Source organism: Williamsia sp. Y712 (genome assembly GCF_059445525.1).
Genome location: NZ_JCAIUN010000001.1, coordinates 905,159 through 928,343, shown reverse-complemented (window position 1 = coordinate 928,343; position 23,185 = coordinate 905,159). Strand labels below are relative to the sequence as shown.

The 23,185-nt window shown below is 64.6% G+C and carries 27 protein-coding genes; 14 read left to right on the top strand and 13 right to left on the bottom strand.

Annotated elements, in window-relative coordinates:
* Window positions 1–159: 159 nt before the first annotated feature.
* From AC1D75_RS04565 to AC1D75_RS04555, 3 genes are read right to left on the bottom strand one after another with little or no spacing between them, the layout of a single operon-like run.
* A complete protein-coding gene (locus AC1D75_RS04565; RefSeq protein ID WP_495514103.1) occupies window positions 160–942 on the bottom strand; it encodes an anti-sigma factor in 783 nt (260 codons plus the stop codon).
* Window positions 935–1,516 (bottom strand): ECF RNA polymerase sigma factor SigK, encoded by a 582-nt coding sequence (gene sigK, locus AC1D75_RS04560; protein ID WP_495515980.1) that lies wholly within the window; start codon window positions 1,514–1,516, stop codon window positions 935–937. The genes AC1D75_RS04565 and sigK overlap by 8 nt, the downstream gene beginning before the upstream one ends.
* Window positions 1,517–1,542: 26 nt before the next feature.
* The gene (locus tag AC1D75_RS04555; protein WP_495514102.1) at window positions 1,543–3,132 is read right to left on the bottom strand and encodes a molybdopterin-dependent oxidoreductase; all 1,590 of its coding nucleotides are present in this window, start codon (window positions 3,130–3,132) and stop codon (window positions 1,543–1,545) included.
* A 227-nt stretch (window positions 3,133–3,359) separates the two neighbouring features.
* On the opposite strand from AC1D75_RS04555, the gene AC1D75_RS04550 reads away from it, so the two are divergent.
* Entirely contained in the window at window positions 3,360–4,043 is a 684-nt protein-coding gene (locus tag AC1D75_RS04550) for a fasciclin domain-containing protein (protein WP_495514101.1), read from the top strand.
* 181 nt (window positions 4,044–4,224) lie between these two features.
* Window positions 4,225–4,734, top strand: coding sequence for a GtrA family protein (locus AC1D75_RS04545; RefSeq protein WP_495514100.1), 510 nt, complete (start codon window positions 4,225–4,227; stop codon window positions 4,732–4,734).
* Between the two features lie 84 nt (window positions 4,735–4,818).
* Here the strand turns inward: AC1D75_RS04545 and AC1D75_RS04540 are convergent, their stop codons facing one another.
* Window positions 4,819–6,270 (bottom strand): FAD-binding protein, encoded by a 1,452-nt coding sequence (locus AC1D75_RS04540; RefSeq protein WP_495514099.1) that lies wholly within the window; start codon window positions 6,268–6,270, stop codon window positions 4,819–4,821.
* A gap of 151 nt (window positions 6,271–6,421) precedes the next feature.
* Window positions 6,422–6,973, bottom strand: a complete 552-nt coding sequence (locus AC1D75_RS04535) for a helix-turn-helix domain-containing protein (RefSeq protein ID WP_495514098.1) — start codon at window positions 6,971–6,973, stop codon at window positions 6,422–6,424.
* 104 nt (window positions 6,974–7,077) lie between these two features.
* On the opposite strand from AC1D75_RS04535, the gene AC1D75_RS04530 reads away from it, so the two are divergent.
* Entirely contained in the window at window positions 7,078–7,770 is a 693-nt protein-coding gene (locus tag AC1D75_RS04530) for an AzlC family ABC transporter permease (protein WP_495514097.1), read from the top strand.
* Window positions 7,767–8,093, top strand: a complete 327-nt coding sequence (locus tag AC1D75_RS04525) for an AzlD domain-containing protein (protein ID WP_495514096.1) — start codon at window positions 7,767–7,769, stop codon at window positions 8,091–8,093. The genes AC1D75_RS04530 and AC1D75_RS04525 overlap by 4 nt, the downstream gene beginning before the upstream one ends.
* A gap of 6 nt (window positions 8,094–8,099) precedes the next feature.
* Here the strand turns inward: AC1D75_RS04525 and AC1D75_RS04520 are convergent, their stop codons facing one another.
* Complete coding sequence (locus AC1D75_RS04520) at window positions 8,100–8,468, bottom strand: GNAT family N-acetyltransferase (RefSeq protein ID WP_495514095.1); 369 nt, start codon at window positions 8,466–8,468, stop codon at window positions 8,100–8,102.
* A gap of 38 nt (window positions 8,469–8,506) precedes the next feature.
* Window positions 8,507–9,481: a pirin family protein gene (locus AC1D75_RS04515; RefSeq protein ID WP_495514094.1), complete on the bottom strand. Its 975-nt coding sequence runs from the start codon at window positions 9,479–9,481 to the stop codon at window positions 8,507–8,509.
* 212 nt (window positions 9,482–9,693) lie between these two features.
* On the opposite strand from AC1D75_RS04515, the gene aqpZ reads away from it, so the two are divergent.
* Window positions 9,694–10,476: an aquaporin Z gene (aqpZ, locus tag AC1D75_RS04510; protein ID WP_495514093.1), complete on the top strand. Its 783-nt coding sequence runs from the start codon at window positions 9,694–9,696 to the stop codon at window positions 10,474–10,476.
* A gap of 112 nt (window positions 10,477–10,588) precedes the next feature.
* On the opposite strand, the gene AC1D75_RS04505 is transcribed toward aqpZ, so the two are convergent.
* The 4 genes from AC1D75_RS04505 to AC1D75_RS04490 all read right to left on the bottom strand — a co-directional run bounded on the left by AC1D75_RS04505 (window position 10,589) and on the right by AC1D75_RS04490 (window position 14,140).
* Window positions 10,589–12,814: a heavy metal translocating P-type ATPase gene (locus AC1D75_RS04505; protein ID WP_495514092.1), complete on the bottom strand. Its 2,226-nt coding sequence runs from the start codon at window positions 12,812–12,814 to the stop codon at window positions 10,589–10,591.
* Between the two features lie 4 nt (window positions 12,815–12,818).
* Window positions 12,819–13,022: a heavy-metal-associated domain-containing protein gene (locus AC1D75_RS04500; protein ID WP_495514091.1), complete on the bottom strand. Its 204-nt coding sequence runs from the start codon at window positions 13,020–13,022 to the stop codon at window positions 12,819–12,821.
* Between the two features lie 14 nt (window positions 13,023–13,036).
* Entirely contained in the window at window positions 13,037–13,333 is a 297-nt protein-coding gene (locus AC1D75_RS04495; protein WP_495514090.1) for a metal-sensitive transcriptional regulator, read from the bottom strand.
* Window positions 13,334–13,429: 96 nt separating this feature from the next.
* Window positions 13,430–14,140 (bottom strand): hypothetical protein, encoded by a 711-nt coding sequence (locus AC1D75_RS04490; RefSeq protein ID WP_495514089.1) that lies wholly within the window; start codon window positions 14,138–14,140, stop codon window positions 13,430–13,432.
* Window positions 14,141–14,201: 61 nt separating this feature from the next.
* Here AC1D75_RS04490 and AC1D75_RS04485 point away from each other — a divergent pair, with 61 nt between their 5' ends.
* The 3 genes from AC1D75_RS04485 (at window position 14,202) to nadB (ending at window position 16,659) form a co-directional block, all read left to right on the top strand.
* Window positions 14,202–14,561, top strand: a complete 360-nt coding sequence (locus AC1D75_RS04485; protein WP_495514088.1) for a VOC family protein — start codon at window positions 14,202–14,204, stop codon at window positions 14,559–14,561.
* Between the two features lie 65 nt (window positions 14,562–14,626).
* Window positions 14,627–15,103, top strand: a complete 477-nt coding sequence (locus tag AC1D75_RS04480) for a winged helix-turn-helix transcriptional regulator (RefSeq protein ID WP_482136305.1) — start codon at window positions 14,627–14,629, stop codon at window positions 15,101–15,103.
* Window positions 15,104–15,141: 38 nt separating this feature from the next.
* Entirely contained in the window at window positions 15,142–16,659 is a 1,518-nt protein-coding gene (gene nadB / locus AC1D75_RS04475) for an L-aspartate oxidase (RefSeq protein ID WP_495514087.1), read from the top strand.
* Here the strand turns inward: nadB and AC1D75_RS04470 are convergent.
* The gene (locus tag AC1D75_RS04470; protein WP_495514086.1) at window positions 16,632–17,747 is read right to left on the bottom strand and encodes a TDT family transporter; all 1,116 of its coding nucleotides are present in this window, start codon (window positions 17,745–17,747) and stop codon (window positions 16,632–16,634) included. The two genes, nadB and AC1D75_RS04470, sit on opposite strands and share 28 nt — an antisense overlap.
* Before the next feature lie 83 nt (window positions 17,748–17,830).
* Between AC1D75_RS04470 and AC1D75_RS04465 the strand changes: the two genes are divergently transcribed.
* Window positions 17,831–18,760, top strand: coding sequence for a LysR family transcriptional regulator (locus tag AC1D75_RS04465; protein WP_495514085.1), 930 nt, complete (start codon window positions 17,831–17,833; stop codon window positions 18,758–18,760).
* Window positions 18,757–19,554: an alpha/beta fold hydrolase gene (locus AC1D75_RS04460; protein WP_495514084.1), complete on the top strand. Its 798-nt coding sequence runs from the start codon at window positions 18,757–18,759 to the stop codon at window positions 19,552–19,554. The genes AC1D75_RS04465 and AC1D75_RS04460 overlap by 4 nt, the downstream gene beginning before the upstream one ends.
* A gap of 27 nt (window positions 19,555–19,581) precedes the next feature.
* Here AC1D75_RS04460 and AC1D75_RS04455 read toward each other — a convergent pair whose 3' ends face one another.
* The gene (locus AC1D75_RS04455; RefSeq protein ID WP_495514083.1) at window positions 19,582–20,007 is read right to left on the bottom strand and encodes a MarR family winged helix-turn-helix transcriptional regulator; all 426 of its coding nucleotides are present in this window, start codon (window positions 20,005–20,007) and stop codon (window positions 19,582–19,584) included.
* A gap of 76 nt (window positions 20,008–20,083) precedes the next feature.
* Between AC1D75_RS04455 and AC1D75_RS04450 the strand changes: the two genes are divergently transcribed.
* From AC1D75_RS04450 to AC1D75_RS04435, 4 genes are read left to right on the top strand one after another with little or no spacing between them, the layout of a single operon-like run.
* A complete protein-coding gene (locus AC1D75_RS04450) occupies window positions 20,084–20,512 on the top strand; it encodes a winged helix DNA-binding protein (protein ID WP_495514082.1) in 429 nt (142 codons plus the stop codon).
* 60 nt (window positions 20,513–20,572) lie between these two features.
* Window positions 20,573–21,502 carry a metal ABC transporter substrate-binding protein gene (locus AC1D75_RS04445; RefSeq protein ID WP_495514081.1) on the top strand — a complete coding sequence of 310 codons (930 nt, stop codon included), beginning with the start codon at window positions 20,573–20,575 and terminating at the stop codon, window positions 21,500–21,502.
* Complete coding sequence (locus tag AC1D75_RS04440) at window positions 21,499–22,308, top strand: metal ABC transporter ATP-binding protein (protein ID WP_495514080.1); 810 nt, start codon at window positions 21,499–21,501, stop codon at window positions 22,306–22,308. Before AC1D75_RS04445 ends, AC1D75_RS04440 begins: the two co-directional genes overlap by 4 nt.
* The gene (locus tag AC1D75_RS04435) at window positions 22,305–23,183 is read left to right on the top strand and encodes a metal ABC transporter permease (RefSeq protein WP_495514079.1); all 879 of its coding nucleotides are present in this window, start codon (window positions 22,305–22,307) and stop codon (window positions 23,181–23,183) included. The genes AC1D75_RS04440 and AC1D75_RS04435 overlap by 4 nt, the downstream gene beginning before the upstream one ends.
* Window positions 23,184–23,185 lie beyond the last annotated feature (2 nt).

Here is a 23,185-nt window from a genome sequence, read left to right as displayed (position 1 = left end):
ACATCACTGCGTTGGAACATAGCATGATCAAATGGGCAGGGGCAGTGTGTAACTGAACACAGTTCAGTTACACAACCGTGCCATTAAAGGCTCTTATCCGGTTGCGCAGTTATCTGCGAGTGACCGAGGCGGCCTGGAGTGTTCGGGCGCCCGGCGGTGTCAGAAAGTGACTGCGACGACCGGGTCGCCTGTCGGCGCTGATGACCCGCCCTCGGGTTCGACCGTGACACCGAACTCGTCCGACCCGGACAACCCGTCGACGGCGACGGCCTGACGGCCCGGTGAACCCTGCATCAGCCCGACCGACAGAGGCTCATGATCCTCCCCCATCAGCCACATCTGATACGTCTGGCCTGCTGGGACCGGGGGCAACCCGTCGGCCAGGACAACCGCTTTGTTCTCGTCGCGCGACGCCACGACGGTGACGCTGGCACCATCACCGATGTCGGCCTGCTTCATCTGCAGGTCCGGCGCCGCCAGCACCTGACTGATCTGCTTGTCCAGGTCACCCTGCGCGACTGGTCCCTCGGCGTCCGGGGCGGTGACCCGGCCGACCATCACTCCGCCGATGATCAATATCAGTGCCGCCGCGACCGCACCGACGGCGATACTCGCCCGCCGACGACGCGATGTGATGTCAACCACATTCGATCGTGACTCGGTGTCGGGCGCCTGTTTCGGCTCGCCGGACTCCGGTGCCGCCTCGCGCTGCGGCAACTCGGCCAACAACAGTCCGCGGATCCGCGGTGGCGGCGCGGTGGCGTACTCGGCCGACAGCGAAGCCAGCGCCTCGCGGGTGCTGGTGATCTCCCCGCGGTACCGCTGCCGATCGGCGAGGGGCGCTTCGGCGATCTCACGCTCGACGCGGTCGACCTCATCCGCTTCCAGAGCCCCGAGGGCGAACAGTTCGATGTGTTCGTCGAGCCAACTGTGCTCAGCCATGGGGGTTCGCCTCCAGACACTGCTTCAGGCGACGGAGGCCGTCGCGGATACGTGATTTAACGGTTGGGAGAGCCGCATCGAGTCGCTCTGCTACCTGCCGATATGTCAGGCCCCCATAGTAGGACAGCTCAATACTCTGACGTTGCGTCGAAGTCAGGCTACCCAGGCAGAACACGACGTCATCACGTTCTTCACGGGACACCACGGACTCGGCCACGCTGTCGCTTGGCAGTTCCAGATTGGATACCGAGTAGTCGGTCGATCGCCTGCTGGCTGCTTCCTCGCTGCGAACGCGGTCGACTGCCCGCCGGTGCGCGATGGTCATCATCCAGCTCAGCGCGGAGCCGGAGGCGGGATCGAACCCTTCGGCCTTCTGCCACACCTGCAGGTACACCTCCTGCAGCGTTTCTTCGGCATAACCACGATCTCGTAGAACTCGAAGGATCAACCCGAACACCCGGGCGCTCGTCGCGTCGTACAGGTCGGCAAAAGCCGATCGATCGTGGCCGGCCGTCCGGATCAACAGATCGGCGAGGTCTACCCGCGCTTCGGGAATTCGGTCGGTCACATCCATGACAGTAGCGATAGTCATCAGAACACCTACGCAATCCGCAGCACTCGGTTGTGCCAACCGGTGGCGCCATCAGGTATCGGTGCAACCCGTTCCTCGGGTTGAACCTGTCCGGTCTTGTCGGTCGCACGGCAGTAGATGGTGTGTTGCCCGGCCGTGGCCGGCCAGGTCCAATACCACTGCCGCCAGGTGTCATCGGAGTACTCCGTCGCCAGCGTCGCGGTGTTCCACGGACCGTCATCGACCCGGACCTCGACCTTGGCGATCCCGCGATGCTGTGCCCACGCGGTTCCGGCGATCACCACATCGCCAACCGGATGCCGCGACAATCCGGCCGGCCGGTCGATGCGCGAGGCGGTCTTGATCGGAGCCTTCTGCGCCCAGTCGCGCTTGGTCCAGTACGCCTGCGCCTTGTCGAACCTGGTGACCTCCCAGTCGACGACCCACTTGCACGCCGAGACGAAGCCATACAGCCCGGGAATCACCTGCCGAACCGGATATCCGTGCTCGAGTGGCAACGGCTCGCCGTTCATGCCGATCGCCAGCATCGCGTCGCGGCCGTCCATCACCGCCTCGAGAGGTGTGCCCGACGTCCATCCGTCGACGCTCGTGGAGAACAACATATCGGCGTCGCCGCGCACACCCGCCCGTTCCAGGATCGCCTTCATCGGGTATCCGACCCAGTCGGCCGTCCCGGCCAGACCGCCGCCGACTTCATTGGAGACGCACGTCAGCGTCACGATTCGTTCGGTTGCCTGCATGTCCATCAGGTCGTCCCAGGTGAGAGTGAACTCGCGCTCGACCATTCCGTGCACCCGTAACCGCCAGTCGCCGGTGGTCAGCGCGGGGACCTGCAGGGCGGTGTCGATTCGGTAGAAGTCGTTGTTTGCGGTGACAAATGGGGTCACGCCCTCGACCCCGACTTCCGCGCCTGACGGAATCGGCGTGGCCACACTGGCCGGCCGCGGGAGCCGCACGCGTTTGCGGTCGGCGATGACGTCACCCATCGTCGAGATCTGCCTACCGACGAAAGCGCCGGCACCGGAGATCACCACGATCAGGCCGGCTGAGATCGCAAAACTCCTACGCGACAAGCCCTCCCGCGACGGCACCCGCTCACCGGACCCCACCGCATTCGCCTCGTCGCGATCCGCAGGACCCTGCGCAGTCCGACCCTGGGGCGACCCGCTGAACAGAAAGCCCCGGAGGTAACGCAACACCAGAACACCAACCACGATCGCAAGCAGGGAGGGCAGCGCATACCAGTTGTCCGACGTGGGCCGGTGAAGTGCCGCGATCACGCCGAAGATTCCGAAGGCCGCGATCAACACCGAACCGGCAGGGACAGAGCGCCGCTCGACGATGCCGGCCACCACCGACAGAATTGCCACGGCAAACCCTATGCCCCACAACAACACCGGTTTGTCGTTGGTTCCGAACGTCTCGATGGCGAACTCCCGCATCGAAGCGGGAGCGCGATCGACGAGGAACGATCCCACGGCATAGAAGGGCGAGGCATAGGAGGAAACGAATGCAGCCGTCAACTCCCCGACAGCGAGCCCGGCACCTGCCGCCACCAGGCCGGCGAGCCCGTGGCGTGCCACCGCTGCTATACGCAATTCCTTAGCCTCTCAGGAGTTTTCAATCTTCCTTTGTCGGGAGGTGATTCGTATCCATCGACGTTTCGGATGGCTGAGGGCTCGATCACAAGATTCCTTCATCTGCACCCATCCGCCCACCGACCAGCTCCGAACCTGCCGTGACCGACAAATGATCGGCGCCACAGATGCCACACGTGGCCGGCGCCGCGCATACATGACCGACGTTATGGATAAGGACAGCGAAGATGGCTCTCAAACGAATTCAGCGACTGGCAGTGACCGTGGCGAGCGTTGGCCTGGCAATCGGCCTCGTGGCAGGTTGTTCGGACGACAGTTCCGACTCCTCGTCGGACAGCACCACGGCCTCGGCGATGACCTCGGCGCCGATGACGACGTCCGCGATGCCCAGCGAATCAGGTACATCGGCAGAAGCCGCCACCCTGGTCGGCCCGGGCTGTGCAGCGTACGCCGAGGCCAACCCGACCGGCGCAGGCTCCGTTGACGGCATGGCCGCCGAACCGGTCGCCACCGCGGCCGCCAACAACCCGTTGCTCACCACACTGACCGCTGCGGTCTCCGGTGGGCTCAACCCGGACGTCAATCTGGTGGACACCCTCAACAGTGGCGAGTTCACCGTCTTCGCGCCCACCGACGACGCGTTCGCCAAGATCGATCCGGCGACCATCGAAGCGCTCAAGACCGACAGCGACACCCTGACCCAGATTTTGACCTACCACGTCGTGCCCGGGCAGCTGTCGCCTGACGAGATCGTCGGCGACCACGAGACCGTCGAAGGCCAAATGGTCACCGTGACCGGTCCCGTCGATACCCTCACGGTCCAGGACGCCTCTGTGATCTGCGGCGGCGTGAAAACCGCCAACGCAACCGTCTACCTCATCGACACGGTGCTGATGCCCCCGGCCGCATAACCCCTGCGACCAGGCATTCACCAAGTGAGGTAGATCAAGAACTCGGGCCGGGGCGGCTACACCCCCGACCGGCCGCTCCGGCCCGGGCCTTGCGTCTCCTTACATCAAGTTTCCACAGTTCGCCCGACAACTTCGCCCGCCGATACCACGAATTCCGGTGTCCTCCCATATCGTGTTCGTTGTGACGGTAGGCCCGGTCCCTGGAGATCAGATCGAAACCGCTGCGGCGGAAACCGATCCTCCCCGGCGAGGAACTCTTGTCGAGTTCATGCGCAGGCCCCTGCCGATGCAGGTCCTGCGTTTTTCTGCGGTCGGGATCATGTGCACCACCGCATACGCCCTGATGTACCTCACGCTGCACGGACTGGTCGGCGCGCAGGCCGCCAACTTCATCTCCATGCTTGTCGCGGCCGTCCTCAACACCGCCGCCAACCGCGCCTTCACGTTCCGGCTGCGGGGCTCTGCGCAGCTGGTCACCCATCACATCCAGGGTGTCGCCGTCTTCGGCTTCGGCTGGGCGCTGACCGCGTTCTCTCTGTTCGTCCTGCACGAGATCTCAGAACACCCGTCGAGCCAGCTCGAACTGGTCATCCTGATGACAGTGAACCTGATCGCGACCGGCGTCCGGTTCGTGACCTTCAGGCAGATGTTCGCTCGTGCGCTGCGCAAGCAGCTCGCCACAGCCGCCTGACGCCGCCCCCACACACCCCAGGTAGACAAAAACGCTCCACCTGCAGAGAACTGCATGTGGAGCGTCTTCGTAGTTGTGGAGCGTCTAGCGGGTCGCGGCGTGCCGGCCGGCCCGACGGCCGAAGAACGATCCCTCACCGAGCTGGGTCCCACTGGCGTAGCCCTTACCGTCCTGCGCGAGGTTGGCGGCCCCGGCCCCGGCCGCGTAGAGACCACTAACAGTCGCACCCGACTCGGTGAGCACCTCACCGTCGACCGAGGTTGCCAGGCCACCCATGGTGAACCCGGCATACATCGCCTTGCCCAGCGACATGTCGAACGCCGCCCACGGCCCGTGGTCCTGAGGTGCCAGCCACTCGGGACGTTTACCGAAATCGGGATCCTCCCCGCGTGCGGCATATTCGTTGTATCGGGCCATCGACGCCTGCAGGTTTCCTTCGGGGATCCCGAGCGCCGACTCCATCTCCGCGATGGTCTCCCACCCGTCGATGAACGGCACCAGCGGAAACTCCGGCCGTTCCATGTGTGCCTCGTCGACGATGAGGTAGGCCACCGCGTCCGGCTGCTCCATCACGAATGCCGACGTCCGCGAGTGATAGGAGTCCTCGCATACAAATCGATGGCCATCTTTGTTGACCGCAAGGCCCGTCAACAGGATCGACGGCGGATAGACCGGAGCGGTCACAAACGGCTGATCCATGTGTTTGAGTCCGCCACCGACAGACGCCCCGAGCCGGATACCCAACCCGTCGTCGTAGGTGCTGCCCAGCGTGTAGGGCTTCTCGGACATCTGCGGGACGAACTCCGCGACCATCGACTCGTTCATCACAAAACCACCCGCCGCGATGATCACCGCCTTGGCCTTGATGAACCCCGTGTCCTGTAGACGCTTCCACCGCACTCCGACGACGTCACCGCTCTCATCGACCACGAGGTTGCGGGCACCGGTCTCGTACCGGATTTCCGCGCCGATCTCGGCCAACCGTTTCACCAGCAGGTCTGTGACCATGCCTGCCCCTCCCAGGTCGCCTTCGACCGGAACCTTGTGACCGCGCGGCGCCGGAACGGCCTGCTCGCAGAAGGGCCAGACCTTTTCGTTGCCGGTGTACATCAAGCCCTGGGTTCCGGGCTGGATCACGGCCTTCTCCGGGTAGTAGCTGCGCTCGAACTCGAAGCCGAGCGACTCGAGCCAGTCGAAGTGCTCGACACTTCCCTGGCAGTAGGCGCGGATCTTGTCCGGTTCGGGTTCACGTGAAACAGCGAGCAGGTATTTCTCCATCTCTTCGGCCGAATCCTCGTGCCCGGTCGCCTTCTGCACCGCGGTGCCCCCACCGAGATAGAAGTGTCCACCGGCCATCGCCGAGGTTCCGCCTGCGACGGCCGCCCGCTCGAGAACCAGCACCCGGGCTCCGGCGGCTGCCGCCTCGACCGCGGCACTACCGCCGGAGACTCCGCATCCGACGACGAGCACGTCGACCTCATCGGACCACTCGTCAACCGTCGATACGGCCACCACCTCGGGCAATTCAGCCTTCATCAGCGCAATCCTCACTCACTCTTCCCGCGGGCGACGCCGAGGTGAGCACCCCGCGATTCGACCCTTCAGTCCCAACCAGAAGAACCAACTACATCCAGCTAAATTAGAACTTGTTCTACTTTAGGTCAATGGGAAGGATGGCGACACGGCTTCAGGTGTGTTCGGAAACGAGCGCCGCGACCGTGTTCGGCTCCAGCGCCGAAAAGGTGTGCCGAACATCGCCCGGGTAGTTGATGTAGTCGCCCGGCCCGAGTTCGACCGGTTCGTCGATCAGGCCGACCAGCGCTCGGCCGGACACCAGCACCACGTGCTCGACGACGCCTGACATATGCGGGTCGGAATCCCGGGGTTCCCCCGGCTGCGCGGTGATCAGATAAAGATCCCTGCGGGCGTAGGTGGGACAGGCCGACAGCAGCGTCGCCACATAGTCCGACCGCTCGGACGACAGGGCAGGCCCCTCGCCGGATCGGATCACCTGGACACGTGGGGCCGGGGGCTGCACCAGTAGCGCAAACGGCACCTCGAGGGCGGTGCTCAGTGCCCACAGCGTTTCCACGCTTGGGTTGCCGTTGCCCGCCTCCAGTTGCGACAACGTCGACTTCGCGACACCCGCCCGGCGGGCGACCTCGGCCAGCGAGAGTCCCGTCCGCTTGCGTTCTCGCTGCAGCGCGGTGGCGATGGCCTGCAGTGGTGCGCCGGTCATGTGGTTCCCCTCGGACTGTTCGGCATAACCAACAACTTCGTTCGACTGACACTACCGTTCGTTCGGGTTGACGAACACAGGGTGAAGAGCCCACTATAAAAGCCATGCGTTCGATATGGCGAACACTTGACCGTGGACTGGCCCGAGATGTGGCACTGGTCTGTGCTGCGATCGCGGTGGTGGGGTTGTCGTTCGGCGCGATCACGGTCGGCAGCGGGTTCGCGATCTGGGTACCGCTGCTGATGTCGGTGATGGTGTTCGCGGGCGCCGCCCAGTTCGCCTTCGTGGCCATCATCGCCGCAGGCGGGAGCATCTTCGCCGGAGTTGCCGCCGGACTCCTGACCAACGCACGCCACATCCTGTTCGGATTCTCCCTCGGCGACGTATTCGGCAAGTCGATCGCCTCACGTCTGGTCGGCGCCCACCTCATGATCGACGAATCCGTGGCGTTCACCATCGCGCAGCGTGACCCGGAGAGGCGACGGGCGGTCTACTGGGCCTGCGGCGCAGGTCTGTTCGCCTCCTGGAACCTCGGCGCCGTTGTGGGTGCCATCGGCGGCAGCATGCTCAGTGATACCAACGCTTTTGGTCTCGACGCCGCGTTTCCCGCTGTGCTGCTGGCGTTGATCCTGCCCAGCCTTCGGGACCACACCACCCGTAAGGCAGCCTGCGCCGGCGCCGTCATCGCGGTCGCCGCATCGCCGTTCACGCCGGCCGGGATCCCGATCCTGTTGGCGCTCTCCGCAGTTGTCCTTGCGGTCCCGATCCGCCGCCCCCAGCAGGCGGTGGCGAAATGAGCGTGAGCACACCCGCGCTCCTCCTCGGGATCGCGGCACTGGCTCTTGGCACCTTCGCGTTCCGCTTTGCCGGGCCCGTCCTGGCGGGACGATGGACCATCCCCGAACGGTTCGAACAGCTCACCGCGATCGGCACCGTGGTCCTGTTGACCGCACTGGTCGCCACCGCCACCTTCATCGAGGCGGGCGAGATATCCAGTCCGGCACGAATTATCGGGGTGGCCGTCGGCGGCGTACTGGCCTGGCGAAGGGTGCCATTTGTGGTCGTGGTGTTGGCTGCCGCCGGATCGACGGCGCTCCTACGACTGGTCGGGATGTCCTGACCCTCGTCAGGCGCGCAGCCAATCCAAGATCTCCTTGGTCACCTTGTTCGTGGCATCCGAGTATTCGGGATGCTTCTTCAAGAATGCCGCGACCAGCGGGCAGACGCCGACGATCTTTTTGCCTTGCGCGCGAGCATCATCGAGCGCTTCCTTGACCAGGATGGTGGCCAACCCTCGACCACCGAAGGCTTCCGCCACCTCTGTGTGATAGAAAACCCGTTGCGCCACACCGCCATCGTCGGTTCGATCCGCATAGGCCGCCAGACCGGCACGCTCACCACCGACCGTGACGATGTATCGATGTTCGCCCGGGTCGTCGGCCACCGTGACCGATGCGCCGGTTTTGTCTGTGATGGCCCCGCTGTTGTTGGTCATGACAGCTGAAACTGCCTGTGCTGCTCGGATATTCCAACTCATCGCGACGGCTCCTGACGTGGTTTGATCCTCGCATTGGGCAACGCGGGCGCCGGCAGGCGGATAACCGGTCCCTCGTACCCGGCCACTTCACCGAATCGATCGGAGCGCTGCTCCCATTGCTCGCGGTACGTCACGATGTCGTCATGGCTGCGGCCGACGAAGTTCCACCACATCACCAGATCCTCGTTGAATGGTGTGCCACCGAGAAGTATCACCCGAGACGGCTGGTCGTCAGAGCTCTGCAACGTCAACTGGGTTTGCCCGGTTCCGATGTAGGCCATCTCCGTTCGTGCCACCTCGACGCCGTCGACACTGACCGTGCCCAGATCGACGAGCACACCGTGTTCAAAGTCCGGATCGACCGAGATCGTCAGCATCGCACCGGTATCCAGGTCGATCTGAGCTCCGAGCAACGGACTGAACGTCTTCACCGGCGACGTTCTTCCCATCAGCGTTCCGATGAACACATTGATCCGGCCGACGTCGACATACAGCGGTGTGGGCACATAGTGGTCAAACCCGCGGCCGGTATCCCTGGCGTCGGCGGGCAGCGCCACCCACAGCTGGACGCCATGGAGTTCGGAGGTCTGCGGCGTCGACACCTCCGAATGACTGATCCCGTGTCCCGCGGTCATCAGATTGACCTCGCCCGGCCGGACCATCGCATGAATGCCGTGGCTGTCGCGGTGCTCGATCTCGCCGGAGAACAACCAGCTGACGGTCTGAAGCCCGGTGTGCGGATGCGGCGGAACGTTCATTCCACCGGTGTCCCGCACGTTCGCCGGACCATAGTGGTCGGCAAAACACCATGCGCCGATGAGGGATCGCGCCCGTTGCGGAAGTGTCCGATGAACCAGCATCGCCCGCGGTCCACCCAACGGAACCTCACGCGAGGTCAGGATCTGCACATGGTGATCGGTTGACGGGGCTGATGCGCAGTCGATCTCCGGACCCTCGACAAGGTTGCTCATCAGCCACTTCTCCCAGTTCGCGTCATGATCCTGCAGGCATTTTCCAGTCCGAGCCACATCGAATATTCAACCGAGCAGACAGTTCATGCCGCAGTGGTGATAATTACCGATAGTAACGGCGATGTACGCCCGTAAAGCCCATTGTGGACGCTTGGCCCGTTGCATCGTGCGAGTTACCCCATGATCATCACCACACCTGGAGGTTTGATCCAATGGCCACTCCGACCACAGTTCAAAAACTTGCCGCCGAGGGGCTGGGCACCTTCTGGCTCGTACTCGGCGGCTGCGGTACCGCAGTCTTCGCCGCCAAATCCATCGCCCAGGACGACGACACCGGAACGATGTACCAAGTGGGTGTCGGTTTCCTCGGTGTGTCGATCGCCTTCGGCCTCACCGTCCTGACCGGCATCTACGCTCTCGGCCACATCTCGGGTGGGCACTTCAACCCGGCGGTGACGATTGGTGCGGCCCTGGCCAGACGCTTCGAATGGAAAGACGTTCCGGGATACATCATCGTCCAGGTGATCGGAGGTATCGCCGGTGGCGCGATCATCCTCGCGATAGCCAGCGGGCGAGATGGTTTCGAAGCCGAAGGAAATATGGCCGCCAATGGATTCGGGGACCATTCCCCGGCCGGTTACGAGCTATGGGCCGCATTGATCGCCGAGGTTGTGCTGACCGCAATCTTTGTCATCGTCATCCTGGGCGCCACCGATACGCGGGCACCGGCGGGTTTGGCCGGCGTCGCGATCGGCCTGACCCTGACCCTGATCCACTTGATCAGCATCCCGATCACGAACACCTCGGTGAACCCGGCCCGATCCACCGGTGTGGCGTTCTTCAACGGGAACGGAGCGCCGGGTCAGTTGTGGCTGTTCTGGGTGGCACCGATCGTCGGCGCGATCATCGCAGGCGTTCTCTATCCGCTGGTCTTCGACAAGGGTGCAGAAGAGCCAGAGCTGGACCGGATCCCCAATCCGGCTCAAGGCCGCTGACATTCGCCAAACGCCAAAGCCGCTCGCCATTCTCACGCTTGCCCGCGCTACGGGAGCAAGTCTGTGAGTACGGCGAGCGGCCTTGTCAGACGCCCATGAAAACCGACCGTGGCTACCGGAATCGGCGCAACCGCAGGCTGTTGCCCACGACGAACACCGACGACAGGGCCATCGCCGCACCCGCGATCATCGGACTGAGCAGCCCGACAGCGGCGAGCGGCAACGCGGCGACGTTGTAGCCGAAGGCCCAGAAGAGGTTTCCCTTGATCGTGCGCAGGGTGGCCCGCGACAGCCGGATCGCATCCGCGGCCGCTCTCAGATCACCCCGCACCAAGGTGATGTCGCTTGCCTCGATCGCGGCATCGGTCCCGGTTCCCATCGCGAGTCCGAGATCGGACTGCGCCAGGGCCGCAGCGTCATTGACACCGTCACCGACCATCGCGACGGTCTTTCCCTGTGCCTGGAGGTCTTTGATGGCGTCAACCTTCGCTTCGGGCAACACACCGGCGATGACGGTGTCGATGCCGACTTGCGCTGCAACGGTTTTCGCCACCGCCTCGTGATCACCGGTCAGCAGGATCGGGGTCAGGCCCAGATCGACGAGTTCGGCAACCGCTTGCGCCGACGTCGGTTTGAGCACATCGGACACCACCAGCACGCCGCGGATTCGGCCGTCCCAACCCACCGCGATCGCGGTGTGGCCGGACCGGGCAGCCGTGTCGATGGCCGACGCCAGCTCATCGGGGAGGTCGAGGCCTCGCTCGATCAGCCACTGCGGCCGTCCGACCGATACCGACACCTCGTCGACGACGCCGGTGACGCCGAGCCCTGCGGTGTTGGCGAAGTCCGACACGGAGGCCAGGTCACCGACCCGTTCCTCGGCGCCGGCGGCAACCGCCCTGGCAATCGGGTGCTCCGAGGCATTCTCGACCGAGCCCGCCCGCAGTGCCACCTGCCGGACGTCTTCGCCGTCGGCCACCACCACCTCGGTCAACGTCATCTGACCAGTGGTGACGGTGCCCGTCTTGTCGAGCACGATCGTATCGACCTGCCTGGTCGATTCCAGGATCTGCGGGCCCTTGATCAGGATGCCCATCGAGGCGCCACGTCCGGTGCCGACCATCAGTGCCGTGGGAGTGGCAAGACCGAGGGCACACGGACAGGCGATGATGAGTACCGCGACCGCAGCGGTGAACGCGTCGGTGGCGTCGTAGCCCAAGCCGAGCCAGACCGCCAGGGTACCGAGCGCCAGGAGGATCACAATCGGGACGAATACCCCCGAGATCCGGTCGGCCAGACGCTGGACCTGCGCCTTACCGGTCTGCGCCTGTTCAACCAACCGTGCCATCTGAGCGAGTTGGGTATCGCTCCCGATGCGCTTGGCCCGCACAATTATCCGGCCGCCTGCATTGACCGTTGCGCCGACAACCGAGTCACCGGGCTCGACTTCCACCGGCACTGATTCGCCGGTGAGCATCGAGGCATCGATTGCGGACGAGCCACTTTCGACCTCGCCATCGGTGGCGATGCGTTCGCCCGGTCGCACCACGAACAGGTCTCCGACCGCCAGTTGCTCGATCGGAATCAGCTTTTCGCGTCCTCCGACGAGGACGGTGACGCTTTTCGCGCCGAGTTCGAGCAGGCTGCGCAGGGCACTGCCGGCCCGCCGCTTCGACCGCATCTCGAAATAGCGCCCCGCGAGGATGAAGGTGGTGACACCGGCCGCGGCTTCGAGGTAGATGTTGGCCGTGCCATCGGAGGAGGCCATCTCCATGGCCCCGTGCGCGATTTCGGGATCACCGGCCGCGCCGAAGAACAGCGCATACAGCGACCATCCCAGGGCTGCCAACGTCCCGACGGAGACCAGCGTGTCCATCGTGGCGGCACCGTGGCGGGCGTTGATCGCGGCCGCCCGGTGGAATTGCCAGCCACCCCAGACAACCACGGGCGCAGCCAATGTCAGCGACAGCCACATCCAGTTGTCGAACTGTAGCTGCGGGATCATCGCCATCGCGATCACGGGAATCGACAGGGCCGCACTGACCAGGGTCTTGTGCAGGAGCGTGCGAAGCTCAGGGTCGGGTTTGTCGTCATCGGTGCGGTCTGCGCCGGTCGGTTCCGGCACCTTGGCGTGATAGCCGGCCGCCTCGACAGCGGCGATGAGGTCCGCGGTGTCCACAGATCCGGGGTAACTGACACTTGCCTTTTCGGTGGCGTAGTTGACCGTGGCCGCCACACCGTCGAGCTTGTTGAGCTTGCGCTCGATCCGATTGGCGCACGACGCGCATGTCATGCCGCCGATCTCGAGATCGATATGCGCGGGTGTTGTGGTGGTCATGCGTTCAGCCCAACCTGTATCCGGCTTCGACAACCGCCTCTTCGATCTTCTCGCGCGCAACGGGTTGTGCGGCATGGACATTCAGTGCTCCGGTGTCCAGATCGACGTCAACTCGGTCCACCCCTGGGATCTCTCCGACTTCTTCGGTGACCGACGCGACGCAGTGCTGGCAGGTCATTCCGACCACCCGGTAGGTTTCGACACTCATCTCATACTTCCCCTCTATGAACGGACCAGCCGGGCGATCGCCTCGGTGGCCTCTTTGACTTTCGCCTGCCCCTGCTCATTGCCTTCACGGGCGGCATCGATGACGCAGTGCGACATGTGCTCTTCGAGCAGACCGAGGCTCACTGCCTGCAGCGCCTTGGTCATCGCGGACACCTGGGTCAGGATGTCGATGCAGTACTTCTCTTCCTCGACCATCCGCTGCAGTCCACGCGCCTGGCCTTCGATCCGCTTCAGTCGCTTGAGGTAGTCCCCTTTGCGGTGAATGTAGCCGTGCTGATGCTCTTCGGTCATGGTTGCTCCTGTCGCCTACCAACAGAACTACCATACCCCCCTATGGTATTCCCGTCGACGAGATCTACCTGTCGATCGACAGCGGATCGGGGTAGGTCAGGACTCGTGTCGCGCCTTGATGGCCGCTGCCAACTCCGACAGGAGGTCGACGAGATCGAGCAGCACGTCATCGACCGCGCGCGTCCGGTCGGCAGCGCGGCCTCCCGTCCATTCCACCTCGTCCGCGGGCTCATCGGAGTGCCGGGAACGGCGACCGGTGCCGACTGGGACATCGACCGCCTCGGGTGTCGGATCAGTCGATTCATGCCGCGGACTGCGCGTTTCCGGCTCGGGAAGCGCCTCCGGGGCCGGGACGGGTTCAGGTGCGCTCGGGGGCTCTGGAACGTCAGGTGCGCTCTGGGTCGCATCTTCCGCGGTCGCCACCGAACCCGATCGGTTCAACCCGTTCACACTCACGGTGGTGTCGGGCCGATAGTGCGAGCCGAACCGCGGCGTCGATGTCGTCGGGATGTACCGGTGCGGTCCGCCGTGGCCGGCGAAAAAAACACAGGCCAGTTCTGTGCTGTCGAGGACCGGGCAGGGTTCGAGTTCGGTCAACCGATGGTCGTCGTCGTCGTCCGACCATTGCAGCCACAGTCGAAAGCCGTCGCGTGGCCCCACGCCCGCATCGGACGCGTGGATTCCGGGATGTCCCGAGCCCAGACGGCAACGCTGGACCCATCCATTGTCCGGGGCGTCGTCGAAGGCGGCATGCGTGTCGGTGGCAGCAATTACCGTTGACCAACACACATCGAATTCTCCCGCCACATGTCCATCTTGTCCTCAAGTGGTAGTGGTCGCGAGTTCGACACACGAGTTGGGAGTACTGATGATCGGTTTCGTGAAAGCAATTGCACTTGACGGTCCGAATCCGGTGGAACTGGCCAGTTTTTACCAGAAAGTGCTCGGCGGAGACCTCGACACCAGCGATCCGGAATGGGTCGAATTGGACTGCGGCCTCGGCAAGGCGAAACTGACGTTTCAGCGGTCGACGAGCTACGTACCACCGACATTTCCCGACCCGAACGGAAGTCAGCAGGTCCATATCGACATCCAGGTCTCCGACTTCGACAACGCCGAACCCCGGGTTCTCGAAGCAGGCGCAACCAAGGTCGAGGGGCAGGAATTCGAAACCTTCCGGGTCTATCTGGACCCCGTCGGCCATCCGTTCTGCTTGGTGCTGAGCTGACCTGAGTCCGGACCAGAATCGCCTGACTCTGATAAGCCCTAGTCAGGGGGCGTATATTTGGGGTCATGGTAGCCGTTCTGGATGACAAGTTGGCCGACCTCGATCGCTGGGTTCCCGGCAATCGGTGCTCGATCACCCGCGCCCTCGATGTGGTCGGCACCAAGACGGCGATGCTGATCCTGCGCGAGGCGATGTACGGCACCACCAGGTTCGACGGGTTCGCGCGCCGGGTCGGGGTCAGTGATGCGGTGGCCTCCGCACGCCTCAAGGGGCTCGTCGACGCCGGACTCCTGGAGAAGGCCCCATATCAAGAGCCCGGGCAGCGCACCCGGTACGAGTACCACCTCACCGAGATGGGCACCGACCTGATGCCTGTCGTCTTCGGGCTGATGCAGTGGGGCGACAAATACCTCCAGCCCGAGGGCCACCCGCTCGACCTGATCTCCGACGTCACCGGTGAACCCGTCAAAGCCGGATTGACCACGCCGGACGGCACCGAGGTGCCGCTCGACGAGCTACGGATATCGCTGGTCAAACCCTGATCTGTCGGTCATGACCTCGACGGATAGACTTTTCACTCATGGTTTCCGACGCGGCGCTGCGCACTGATCTGGTCGTGGTCGGGGCCGGTGTTGCCGGCCTCACCGCGGCAGCGAGCGCAGCCGAGACCGGCCTGGATGTCCTGGTCATCAACAAGGGGCGCGGCTGGCATCCGGGCGACCGCGAACCCGGTACCGCCACCTATTTCGCCCAGGGCGGCATCGCCGTGGTCGAGCCCCACAACACCGAGGACTCGACCGCGCTCCACACCCGCGACACCGTCGTGGCCGGAGCCGGACTCACCGATCCGGTCGCCACCGAATCGATCGTCGGCGACGGATTCGCGGCAGTCTCCGCGCTGGTCGGCTGGGGTGCCGAGTTCGATGTCGGCGCGGATGGTCGATTTCTGCGGACCCGCGAAGGTGGCCACAGCGTTCGTCGCATCATCCACGCCGGCGGTGACGCCACCGGCGCCCAGGTGCAGCGGGCACTGACGCAGAAGGCACTGTCACACCCGAAGATCAGGGTGCTCGACGACACGCACGCCCAGCAGATCCTGCTCAGCGCCGACGGAATTGCCGTCGGCCTGACCATCGGTTCCGGCGACGGAGTCCGCACCGAGGTGTACTCACCGACCGTTGTGCTGGCCACCGGCGGCGTCGGCCACATGTACCGAGCCACCACCAACCCACTCGGCGCAACCGGCGACGGCATCGCCCTGGCCCATGCGGCGGGTGCGGCGGTCGTCGACATGGAATTCATCCAATTCCATCCGACGATGCTGTACCGGCCGGGAGTCCGGGGGCGCCGAACCCTGATCAGTGAGGCGTTGCGGGGCGAGGGCGCGATACTCGTTGATGTCCAAGGCAATTCGGTGACCGCAGGCGTTCATCCACTCGGCGACCTCGCGCCACGCGACGTGGTGGCCGACGCGGTGAGCGCGGCGATGACCCGCACCGACGCCGAACACGTCTATCTCGATGCCCGCCACATCGCCGGTGTCGCCGAGCGGTTCCCGACGGTCACCGCCGGAATTGCCGAGATCGGCATCAACCCCGCGGTCGATCTGATCCCGGTGGTCCCCGGCGCCCACTACCTGTGTGGTGGCGTGGTCACCGACACTGCAGGGGCTACCACAGTGCCCGGCCTGTACGCCGCAGGCGAAGTTGCACGAACCGGCCTACATGGAGCAAATCGGTTGGCGTCCAACAGTTTACTCGAGGGACTGGTGATGGGTAGGCGGGTGGCGCAGGCTGCCGCCGGGCGGGTGGGCATCACGCTGGCGGAACCGGATTCGAGACCGACTTCCCCGGTTCGGATCGCAACTCGTCAGGAACTCCAGGATCAGATGTCCACGCACGCTGCCCTGAGCCGCGATCAGATCGGCCTGAGTGCACTCGCCGACCGACTCGAATCAGCCCCGGTGCGCCGCCCCCGCGACGTCACCGACCACGAGGACGCCGCACTCACCCTGACCGCACAGCTCGTGATCGCTTCGGCATTGGCGCGCAAAGAGTCTCGCGGATGCCATCACCGGACGGACGATCCGGCCATCTGACGGGCCCCGGCAGGCCGGGTGCGCTGAACCGCAGCCTTCGGTACCGCGAGCGGACCGGTCGTCCCTGTCGGCCGGATACCGGCGACCAACGCGACGCTCCGGAAGGCGACGATTCCCCAGGCTGCCAGCAGGAGTACGTATAGACACACCGAAATGACCTGGAGCAGGACCGAACCGGCGTCGAATCCGAGAGCGGACGACCCCGTGACGCAGGTTCCGACGGGAAAAGTGAAGCTCCACCAGGCCGGGGTGAAACTCATACCCTGCCGTGCGTTGTGGACCGTGATGGACACCGCCAGGATGAAGACGAAGACCGCGAACCCGCCCATCACCAGCCCGTAGCCGATTCCGAGGATACGGAGTCCGTCGGCGATCGAGGCCTGATCGCCGACGAAAACCAGCGATGCCCGCTCCCCCAAAAGCACTGCGGCAGTGACGGACTGTCCGATCAGACCGAGCATGATCCACATCGTCGGGGCGACCTGCGCCGAGGGAAGTCCACGGTGAACCAGTCGCGAGTACACCATGCCGATGGTCAGCAGTCCGACGAGCAGGCTCAGCCCGAACATCCCGTAGCAAATGGCGAGCACACTCATCCGCAGCTGACCGGCCGAAATGTGCTGGATCAGTTGCGATCCGACGGCCGCCGACACCATCGGAGGCACGACCGGCAGCAACCAGCTGGGCATCGCCCCCGACTCTGCGCTCTGGGTTCCGGTGATCATCCGGAACGGGATCCAGACGGCTGTGAAGATCCCCGCGGCTGTACCCGCCAGCCACAGCAGTGCACCGACCCAGACGGCCGCAGCTTCGCCGATGAACTGAGGTCCGAGTTCGATGGTGCCGGCACCCACGGTCAACAGCGCCATCGCCGGCGCCCCGTAGAAGTGGGCCATCGCCGGGTCGGCGGCGTGCCGCGCCGGACCACCCCGCAGGAACAGGATCGAGGCGACCACCAGTCCGACCGCCGCCAGCAACCAGAATGCCGTGGTCAGCGCATTGAATCCGGGGACGCTCGAGTGCAGCGCAACGCCGGAGGTCGCGACGATGCCCGTGCCCATGATTGCGGCAAACCAGTTCGGTGTCATGAATCAAGCCTGCGGCGAGCGACGCCTGCGCGGTAGACGGCTTGCCCTTGTCCCGATACAAGCCGTGCTTGTACCCTCGACCGATGGTGTTGCCTGCGCGAGTCCCCGATCTGTCCGCGTTGGATGTGGTTGTCTCGGTGGCCCGCAGGGGCAGCATGAGCGCGGCGGCGCGAGAACAGAATCTGAGCCAGCAGGCGATCAGCGCCCGGGTGCACTCGGTGGAGCGCGAATTGGGCATCGTCCTGTTCCGCCGCTCCCCCAGCGGAACCGAGCTCACCGCCGAGGGTGTCGCCGTCCTGGAGTGGGCCTCCGAACTGCTCGATGCGGCAGAACGATTCTCGGCAGGCGTCGATTCACTGCTCGGGAGCAAACGTGCGTCGCTGACTGTCGCCGCGTCCATGACCGTTGCCGAGTACCTCATCCCCCGCTGGGCCCTTACGTTGCGCCGAACCCACCCGAACACCCGGATTCGGGTGCAGCCCATGAATTCTGCCGATGTCACGCGCGAGGTCTTGTCCGGCTCGGTGGATGTCGGATTCATCGAGGGGCCGGATACCGACAGCCGACTCGAGGCGCTGACCGTCACCCGCGACGAACTGGTGGTCATCACACATCCCGATCACCCGTGGGCGCGGCGCGGGCGACCCATCTCGACAGCCGAGCTACGCAAAACCCCACTGGTGCAACGTGAACCGGGATCGGGCACCCGCGTGACCTTCGAGTCGGCACTGGGCAAGGTCGCCGATCCGTTGCTGGAGCTCAACTCCGTCGCCGCAGTCAAGGCAGCGGTACTCGGCTCGGACTCCCCGGCGGTGTTGTCGAGTTTGTCTGTCGCACAGGAACTCATCGACGGACGGCTGACCCGGATCGAGGTCGAGGACGTGTCGATGCCGCGGGACCTCCGCGCGATCTGGCCCCGGGGATCCGGCCTCCGGGGACCCGCCCGCGACCTGGTGTCCCTGGCGTCCCAAGACCAGCAGTCCACGGCATCCGAAACATCGAGGCGTCCATGACATCTGAATCACGCACCAGCCACCACGCCGCAGTCCGCGGAGCCGACCTCGCCTGGACCGAGTCCGGCGACGGCCCCACCGTCATCTGGGCGCACGGTATCGCCTCGAGCGGCTACGGATCCGAACAGGCCGGGGTGTTCGACTGGTCGCCACTGACCGCCGAACACCGGCTGATCCGATACGACGCCCGCGGTCATGGCCGTTCGACCGGCCACCCCGAGCCCGAGCACTACACCTGGCCACAGCTGGGCCTGGATCTGCTGGCGTTGCTGGACCAGATTTCGGGCGGCGAACAGGTCGACGGGCTCGGAGCATCGATGGGCACCGCCACGCTGCTCTATGCCGCCACCACGGATCCGCAGCGGTTTCGGCGCCTGGTGCTTACCACCCCACCCACGATGGGCCCGGTGCGCGCAGCGTATGTGCGCGGGTACCTCGACAGCGCAGCGTTGATCGAACGTTCCGGCATTGCCGCCTACGAGCAGGCCGGCGCAGCCGCCACGCAGCCACACATCTATTCCGACCTCGATCCCACTCCTCCCGCGGCGGAGGTCGCGGAGTCTCTGCTGCCATCGATCCTGCGCGGCGCCGCGCTCTCCGACCTACCCGACAGCGACGCCCTGGCCACATTGGATCTACCGACGCTGATCCTGGCCTGGTCGGGCGATGCCGGTCATCCACTGTCGACCGCACGGCACCTGGTCGAGGTGATTCCCGGCGCCGAGTTGGTCATCGCCGATACGCCCATGCAGTTGCGGCGATGGCCCGACCTCGCGGCCGCGTTTCTTCGTTGAACCCCAGGTCTCTGTATCGAACCCGGTCTAGGTCGACCCATCCACCAGCCGGTTGGTCAGACCGAGAAAGACCTGTCGTTCCGATTCGGTGAGTGGCGCAAGAAATTCTGCCTGGACACCGTCGAGCACCGCATCGAGTCGCCGCAGCTCCGTTCGTCCGGGTTTCGTCGCGGACACGACGTTGCGACGCCGGTCCGACGGATCGGGTTCACGAAGGACCAGCCCGGCCTCCGACAAGAACTCGATCGCCCCGGATACGTCACTGCGATCAAGCCCCGTCATCCGACAGAGATCAGCCTGGCTGGAGGAACCGGCTTCATCGAGTGCAGCGAGTATTCGATAGTGGTACGGCCTGGCTCCGGCCTGTTCAAACGCATCTCGCAGCAGCGTCTGTCCTCGCAGTTGCGCCCGACTCACCAGCCATGTCGCTCGCTCATCAAGTCGTTTCACCATGGCGACCACCGTACCAACTTGTTGGTTGGACCAACGGATTGCTATCGTTGGTCGCACCAACGATTAAGGAGGAGTCATGATCGCATTCGGACCCCAGCTCATCGGTCAGACCGAAAAGGCCCTTGGCGCCCTGCTCAGGCGGGCCCTGACCCCGTACAACCTGACCGAGCCCGAGTGGGTCACCCTTCGACTAGCCGAACAATTCGGTACTTCCGGAACCCCGGACACCGGGACCCTGGCGGAGTTCATTCAGAACGGGTCCCATTTCACGAACCCCGGAGCATTGCTGTCGGGCCTGACAGAGCGCGGACTCGTCGCAGGCAACCGACTCACAGAAGCAGGCAACGCAAAGATTTCGGCAATCAAACAGGAGATCACCGAACTGACCGCACCACTGTGGACATCACTTGATCCCGGCGACATCGCCGCGGCCGAACGCACGCTGAACATCGTCCACCGACGGGCTCAGGCGATCCTGGCAATCCCCACCCGATCGACTGGTTAGCCTGCCCTATTCGTTTGCTTGAACTTGAAAGTTCGGGCACCCGAACTCTACGATGTGAGAATGCGAATTCACGCAGGGTTCGCCCGCGCAACCGGCGTGGTGCTGGCAGCGGCAGCGGTGGTCACGCTGAGCGCCTGCGTGGGCAAAGTCGACCGTCACGACGACCGATTGACCGTGCTGACCACCTTCACCGTGCTCCAGGACATCGTGGCCAACGTCGCAGGCGACAACATCCGCGTCGAGTCGGTCACCAAAGCCGGCACCGAGATCCACGGCTACGAACCGACCCCCGGCGACATGCGCCGCGCCACCCGGGCAGACCTCATCATCGACAACGGACTGCACCTCGAGGCCTGGTTCGAGCGGTTTGTCGATCGGCTCGACGCACCCCATGTCGTCGCCAGCGAAGGTGTCACCGACATTCCCATCTCCGCCGACGCCGGCGCGGGCAAACCGAACCCGCACGCGTGGATGTCGCCGCTGAACGTGCAGATCTACGTCGACAACATCGCCGATGCACTCGTCGATCTCGACCCCGACAACGCCGCCGAGTACCGGGCCAACGCCGACCGTTACAAGGCGCAGCTTCAGCAGATCCACGACGAGATGGTCGATCGTCTCGATGACGTCCCTGCGACGAGCCGCGCCCTGGTCACCTGCGAGGGCGCCTTCTCTTACCTGGCCCGGGACACCGGTCTGCGCGAGAAGTTCATCTGGCCGGTCAACGCCGAGCAGCAGGGCACCTCCAAACAGCTGCAGTCGACGATCGAGTTCGTCCGCGACAACAACATCGAGGCCGTCTTCTGTGAATCGACCGTCAGCGACGCGGTGATGCGGCAGGTCGAACGGGCCACCGACGCCCGATACGGCGGGACTCTCTACGTCGACTCGCTCTCCGAATCCGATGGACCCGTGCCCACGTATCTCGACTTGATCCGGCATGACGCCGGCGTCATCCTCGGCGCCCTCACCCAAGGTGGAAACCAATGACGGCAGCAGCCGAAGAATCGTTGCCACGGGCAGCGGACGCAGACCTGCCCCCAGCGGCCGTCACCGGTCCACCGGCCCTGGCCATCTCCGGGGTCAGCGTCTATTACGGCGAGGTCCACGCCCTCGAGGATGTGAACATCACCATCGCTCCGGGGCGCATCTGCGGTCTGATCGGCATGAACGGGTCGGGCAAGTCGACCCTGTTCAAATCGATCATGGGCCTGGTCAAACCGGATTCGGGCACCGTGTTGATCTCCGGCGGTACACCGGCGCAGGCCCGCCGCAAAGGCCTGGTCTCCTACGTCCCGCAATCCGAGGACGTCGACTGGTCCTTCCCCGTCTCCGTCCATGACGTCGCCATGACCGGCCGGTATGGCCATCAGAATTTCATCCGGCGCGCGAGCAGGGCCGACAAGGAAGCGGTGGCACACGCGCTCGAGCAGGTGGAGTTGACCGAGCTGGCCGATCGACAGATCGGGCGTCTCTCCGGCGGACAGCGCAAGCGTGCATTTGTGGCCCGCGGCATCGCCCAGGAGGCCGACATCCTGCTCCTCGACGAGCCGTTCGCAGGCGTCGACAAGAAGTCCGAGGCCACGATCATCACCTTGCTCGTCAAACTGGCGGCCGAGGGGAAGACGATCCTTGTCTCGACCCACGACCTCGGTTCACTCGGGACGTTCTGCGACGAAGCCGTCCTGCTCAACAAAACCGTCCTCGTGCAGGATTCACCCGATGTGGTCTTGCGGCCGCGCGTTCTCGCCCGGGCATTCGGGATGGACATCGTCGACGGAAAGGTCGCACCATGATGATCGTCGACTGGTGGCTCGATCCCCTCGCCGAGGACTTCATGGTCAACATGCTGTTGGCCACCACGGTCGCCGCCGCCGTCTGCGCGATGATCAGCTGCTGGATCGTGCTGATCGGCTGGTCCCTGATGGGTGATGCGGTGTCGCACGCCGTGTTGCCCGGCGTGGTGCTCGCGTACATCGTCGGCGCCCCGTTTGCGGTGGGCGCGTTGATCTTCGGACTGGGAGCGGTGCTGCTGATCGGAGTGGTGCGCGACACCAGCCGGGTCAAGGAGGACGCGGCGATCGGCATCGTCTTCACGACACTCTTCGCGTTCGGCCTGGTGCTGATCTCCGTCACCCCGAGTCAGACCGATCTCAACCACATCCTGTTCGGCAACGTGCTCGGGGTGTCACAGTCCGATCTGTGGCAGATCATCGGCCTGGCCATCGTTACCGTCATCATCCTGACCCTCAAGCGTCGCGACCTGACACTGTTCGCCTTCGATCCCACCCACGCCCACGCCATCGGCCTCTCGCCTCGGCGCCTGGGGGCCCTGCTGCTAGGACTGCTGGCACTGACTTGTGTTGTTGCACTGCAGATTGTCGGTGTGGTGCTCGTCGTCGCGATGCTCATCATCCCCGGGGCGTCGGCATACCTGCTCACCGACCGCTTCAACCGGATGCTCGTCATCGCCCCGATCCTCGCCTGCGTCTGCGCCGTGCTCGGGATCTACTATGCGTACTACCTGGACGTGGCGCCCGGTGCGATGGTGGTATTGGCTCAGGGCCTGGCGTTTGCGGTCATCTATCTGTTCGCGCCGCGCCAGGGCGTGTTGGTCAAGGTGATCAACCGGGCACAGCGACGACGCTCCTCGGCTCTCGCTGCGCCCTGACG

Bases quoted from the DNA above. Each gene is read 5' to 3' on its own strand.
- AC1D75_RS04565 (WP_495514103.1), bottom strand. From the start codon at position 942: ATGGCTGAGCACAGTTGGCTCGACGAACACATCGAACTGTTCGCCCTC.
- sigK (WP_495515980.1), bottom strand. From the start codon at position 1,516: ATGGATGTGACCGACCGAATTCCCGAAGCGCGGGTAGACCTCGCCGAT.
- AC1D75_RS04550 (WP_495514101.1), top strand. From the start codon at position 3,360: ATGGCTCTCAAACGAATTCAGCGACTGGCAGTGACCGTGGCGAGCGTT.
- AC1D75_RS04540 (WP_495514099.1), bottom strand. From the start codon at position 6,270: ATGAAGGCTGAATTGCCCGAGGTGGTGGCCGTATCGACGGTTGACGAG.
- AC1D75_RS04535 (WP_495514098.1), bottom strand. From the start codon at position 6,973: ATGACCGGCGCACCACTGCAGGCCATCGCCACCGCGCTGCAGCGAGAA.
- AC1D75_RS04530 (WP_495514097.1), top strand. From the start codon at position 7,078: ATGCGTTCGATATGGCGAACACTTGACCGTGGACTGGCCCGAGATGTG.
- AC1D75_RS04525 (WP_495514096.1), top strand. From the start codon at position 7,767: ATGAGCGTGAGCACACCCGCGCTCCTCCTCGGGATCGCGGCACTGGCT.
- AC1D75_RS04520 (WP_495514095.1), bottom strand. From the start codon at position 8,468: ATGACCAACAACAGCGGGGCCATCACAGACAAAACCGGCGCATCGGTC.
- AC1D75_RS04515 (WP_495514094.1), bottom strand. From the start codon at position 9,481: ATGAGCAACCTTGTCGAGGGTCCGGAGATCGACTGCGCATCAGCCCCG.
- aqpZ (WP_495514093.1), top strand. From the start codon at position 9,694: ATGGCCACTCCGACCACAGTTCAAAAACTTGCCGCCGAGGGGCTGGGC.
- AC1D75_RS04505 (WP_495514092.1), bottom strand. From the start codon at position 12,814: ATGACCACCACAACACCCGCGCATATCGATCTCGAGATCGGCGGCATG.
- AC1D75_RS04500 (WP_495514091.1), bottom strand. From the start codon at position 13,022: ATGAGTGTCGAAACCTACCGGGTGGTCGGAATGACCTGCCAGCACTGC.
- AC1D75_RS04495 (WP_495514090.1), bottom strand. From the start codon at position 13,333: ATGACCGAAGAGCATCAGCACGGCTACATTCACCGCAAAGGGGACTAC.
- AC1D75_RS04485 (WP_495514088.1), top strand. From the start codon at position 14,202: ATGATCGGTTTCGTGAAAGCAATTGCACTTGACGGTCCGAATCCGGTG.
- AC1D75_RS04480 (WP_482136305.1), top strand. From the start codon at position 14,627: ATGGTAGCCGTTCTGGATGACAAGTTGGCCGACCTCGATCGCTGGGTT.
- nadB (WP_495514087.1), top strand. From the start codon at position 15,142: ATGGTTTCCGACGCGGCGCTGCGCACTGATCTGGTCGTGGTCGGGGCC.
- AC1D75_RS04470 (WP_495514086.1), bottom strand. From the start codon at position 17,747: ATGACACCGAACTGGTTTGCCGCAATCATGGGCACGGGCATCGTCGCG.
- AC1D75_RS04465 (WP_495514085.1), top strand. From the start codon at position 17,831: ATGGTGTTGCCTGCGCGAGTCCCCGATCTGTCCGCGTTGGATGTGGTT.
- AC1D75_RS04460 (WP_495514084.1), top strand. From the start codon at position 18,757: ATGACATCTGAATCACGCACCAGCCACCACGCCGCAGTCCGCGGAGCC.
- AC1D75_RS04455 (WP_495514083.1), bottom strand. From the start codon at position 20,007: ATGGTGAAACGACTTGATGAGCGAGCGACATGGCTGGTGAGTCGGGCG.
- AC1D75_RS04450 (WP_495514082.1), top strand. From the start codon at position 20,084: ATGATCGCATTCGGACCCCAGCTCATCGGTCAGACCGAAAAGGCCCTT.
- AC1D75_RS04445 (WP_495514081.1), top strand. From the start codon at position 20,573: ATGCGAATTCACGCAGGGTTCGCCCGCGCAACCGGCGTGGTGCTGGCA.
- AC1D75_RS04440 (WP_495514080.1), top strand. From the start codon at position 21,499: ATGACGGCAGCAGCCGAAGAATCGTTGCCACGGGCAGCGGACGCAGAC.
- AC1D75_RS04435 (WP_495514079.1), top strand. From the start codon at position 22,305: ATGATGATCGTCGACTGGTGGCTCGATCCCCTCGCCGAGGACTTCATG.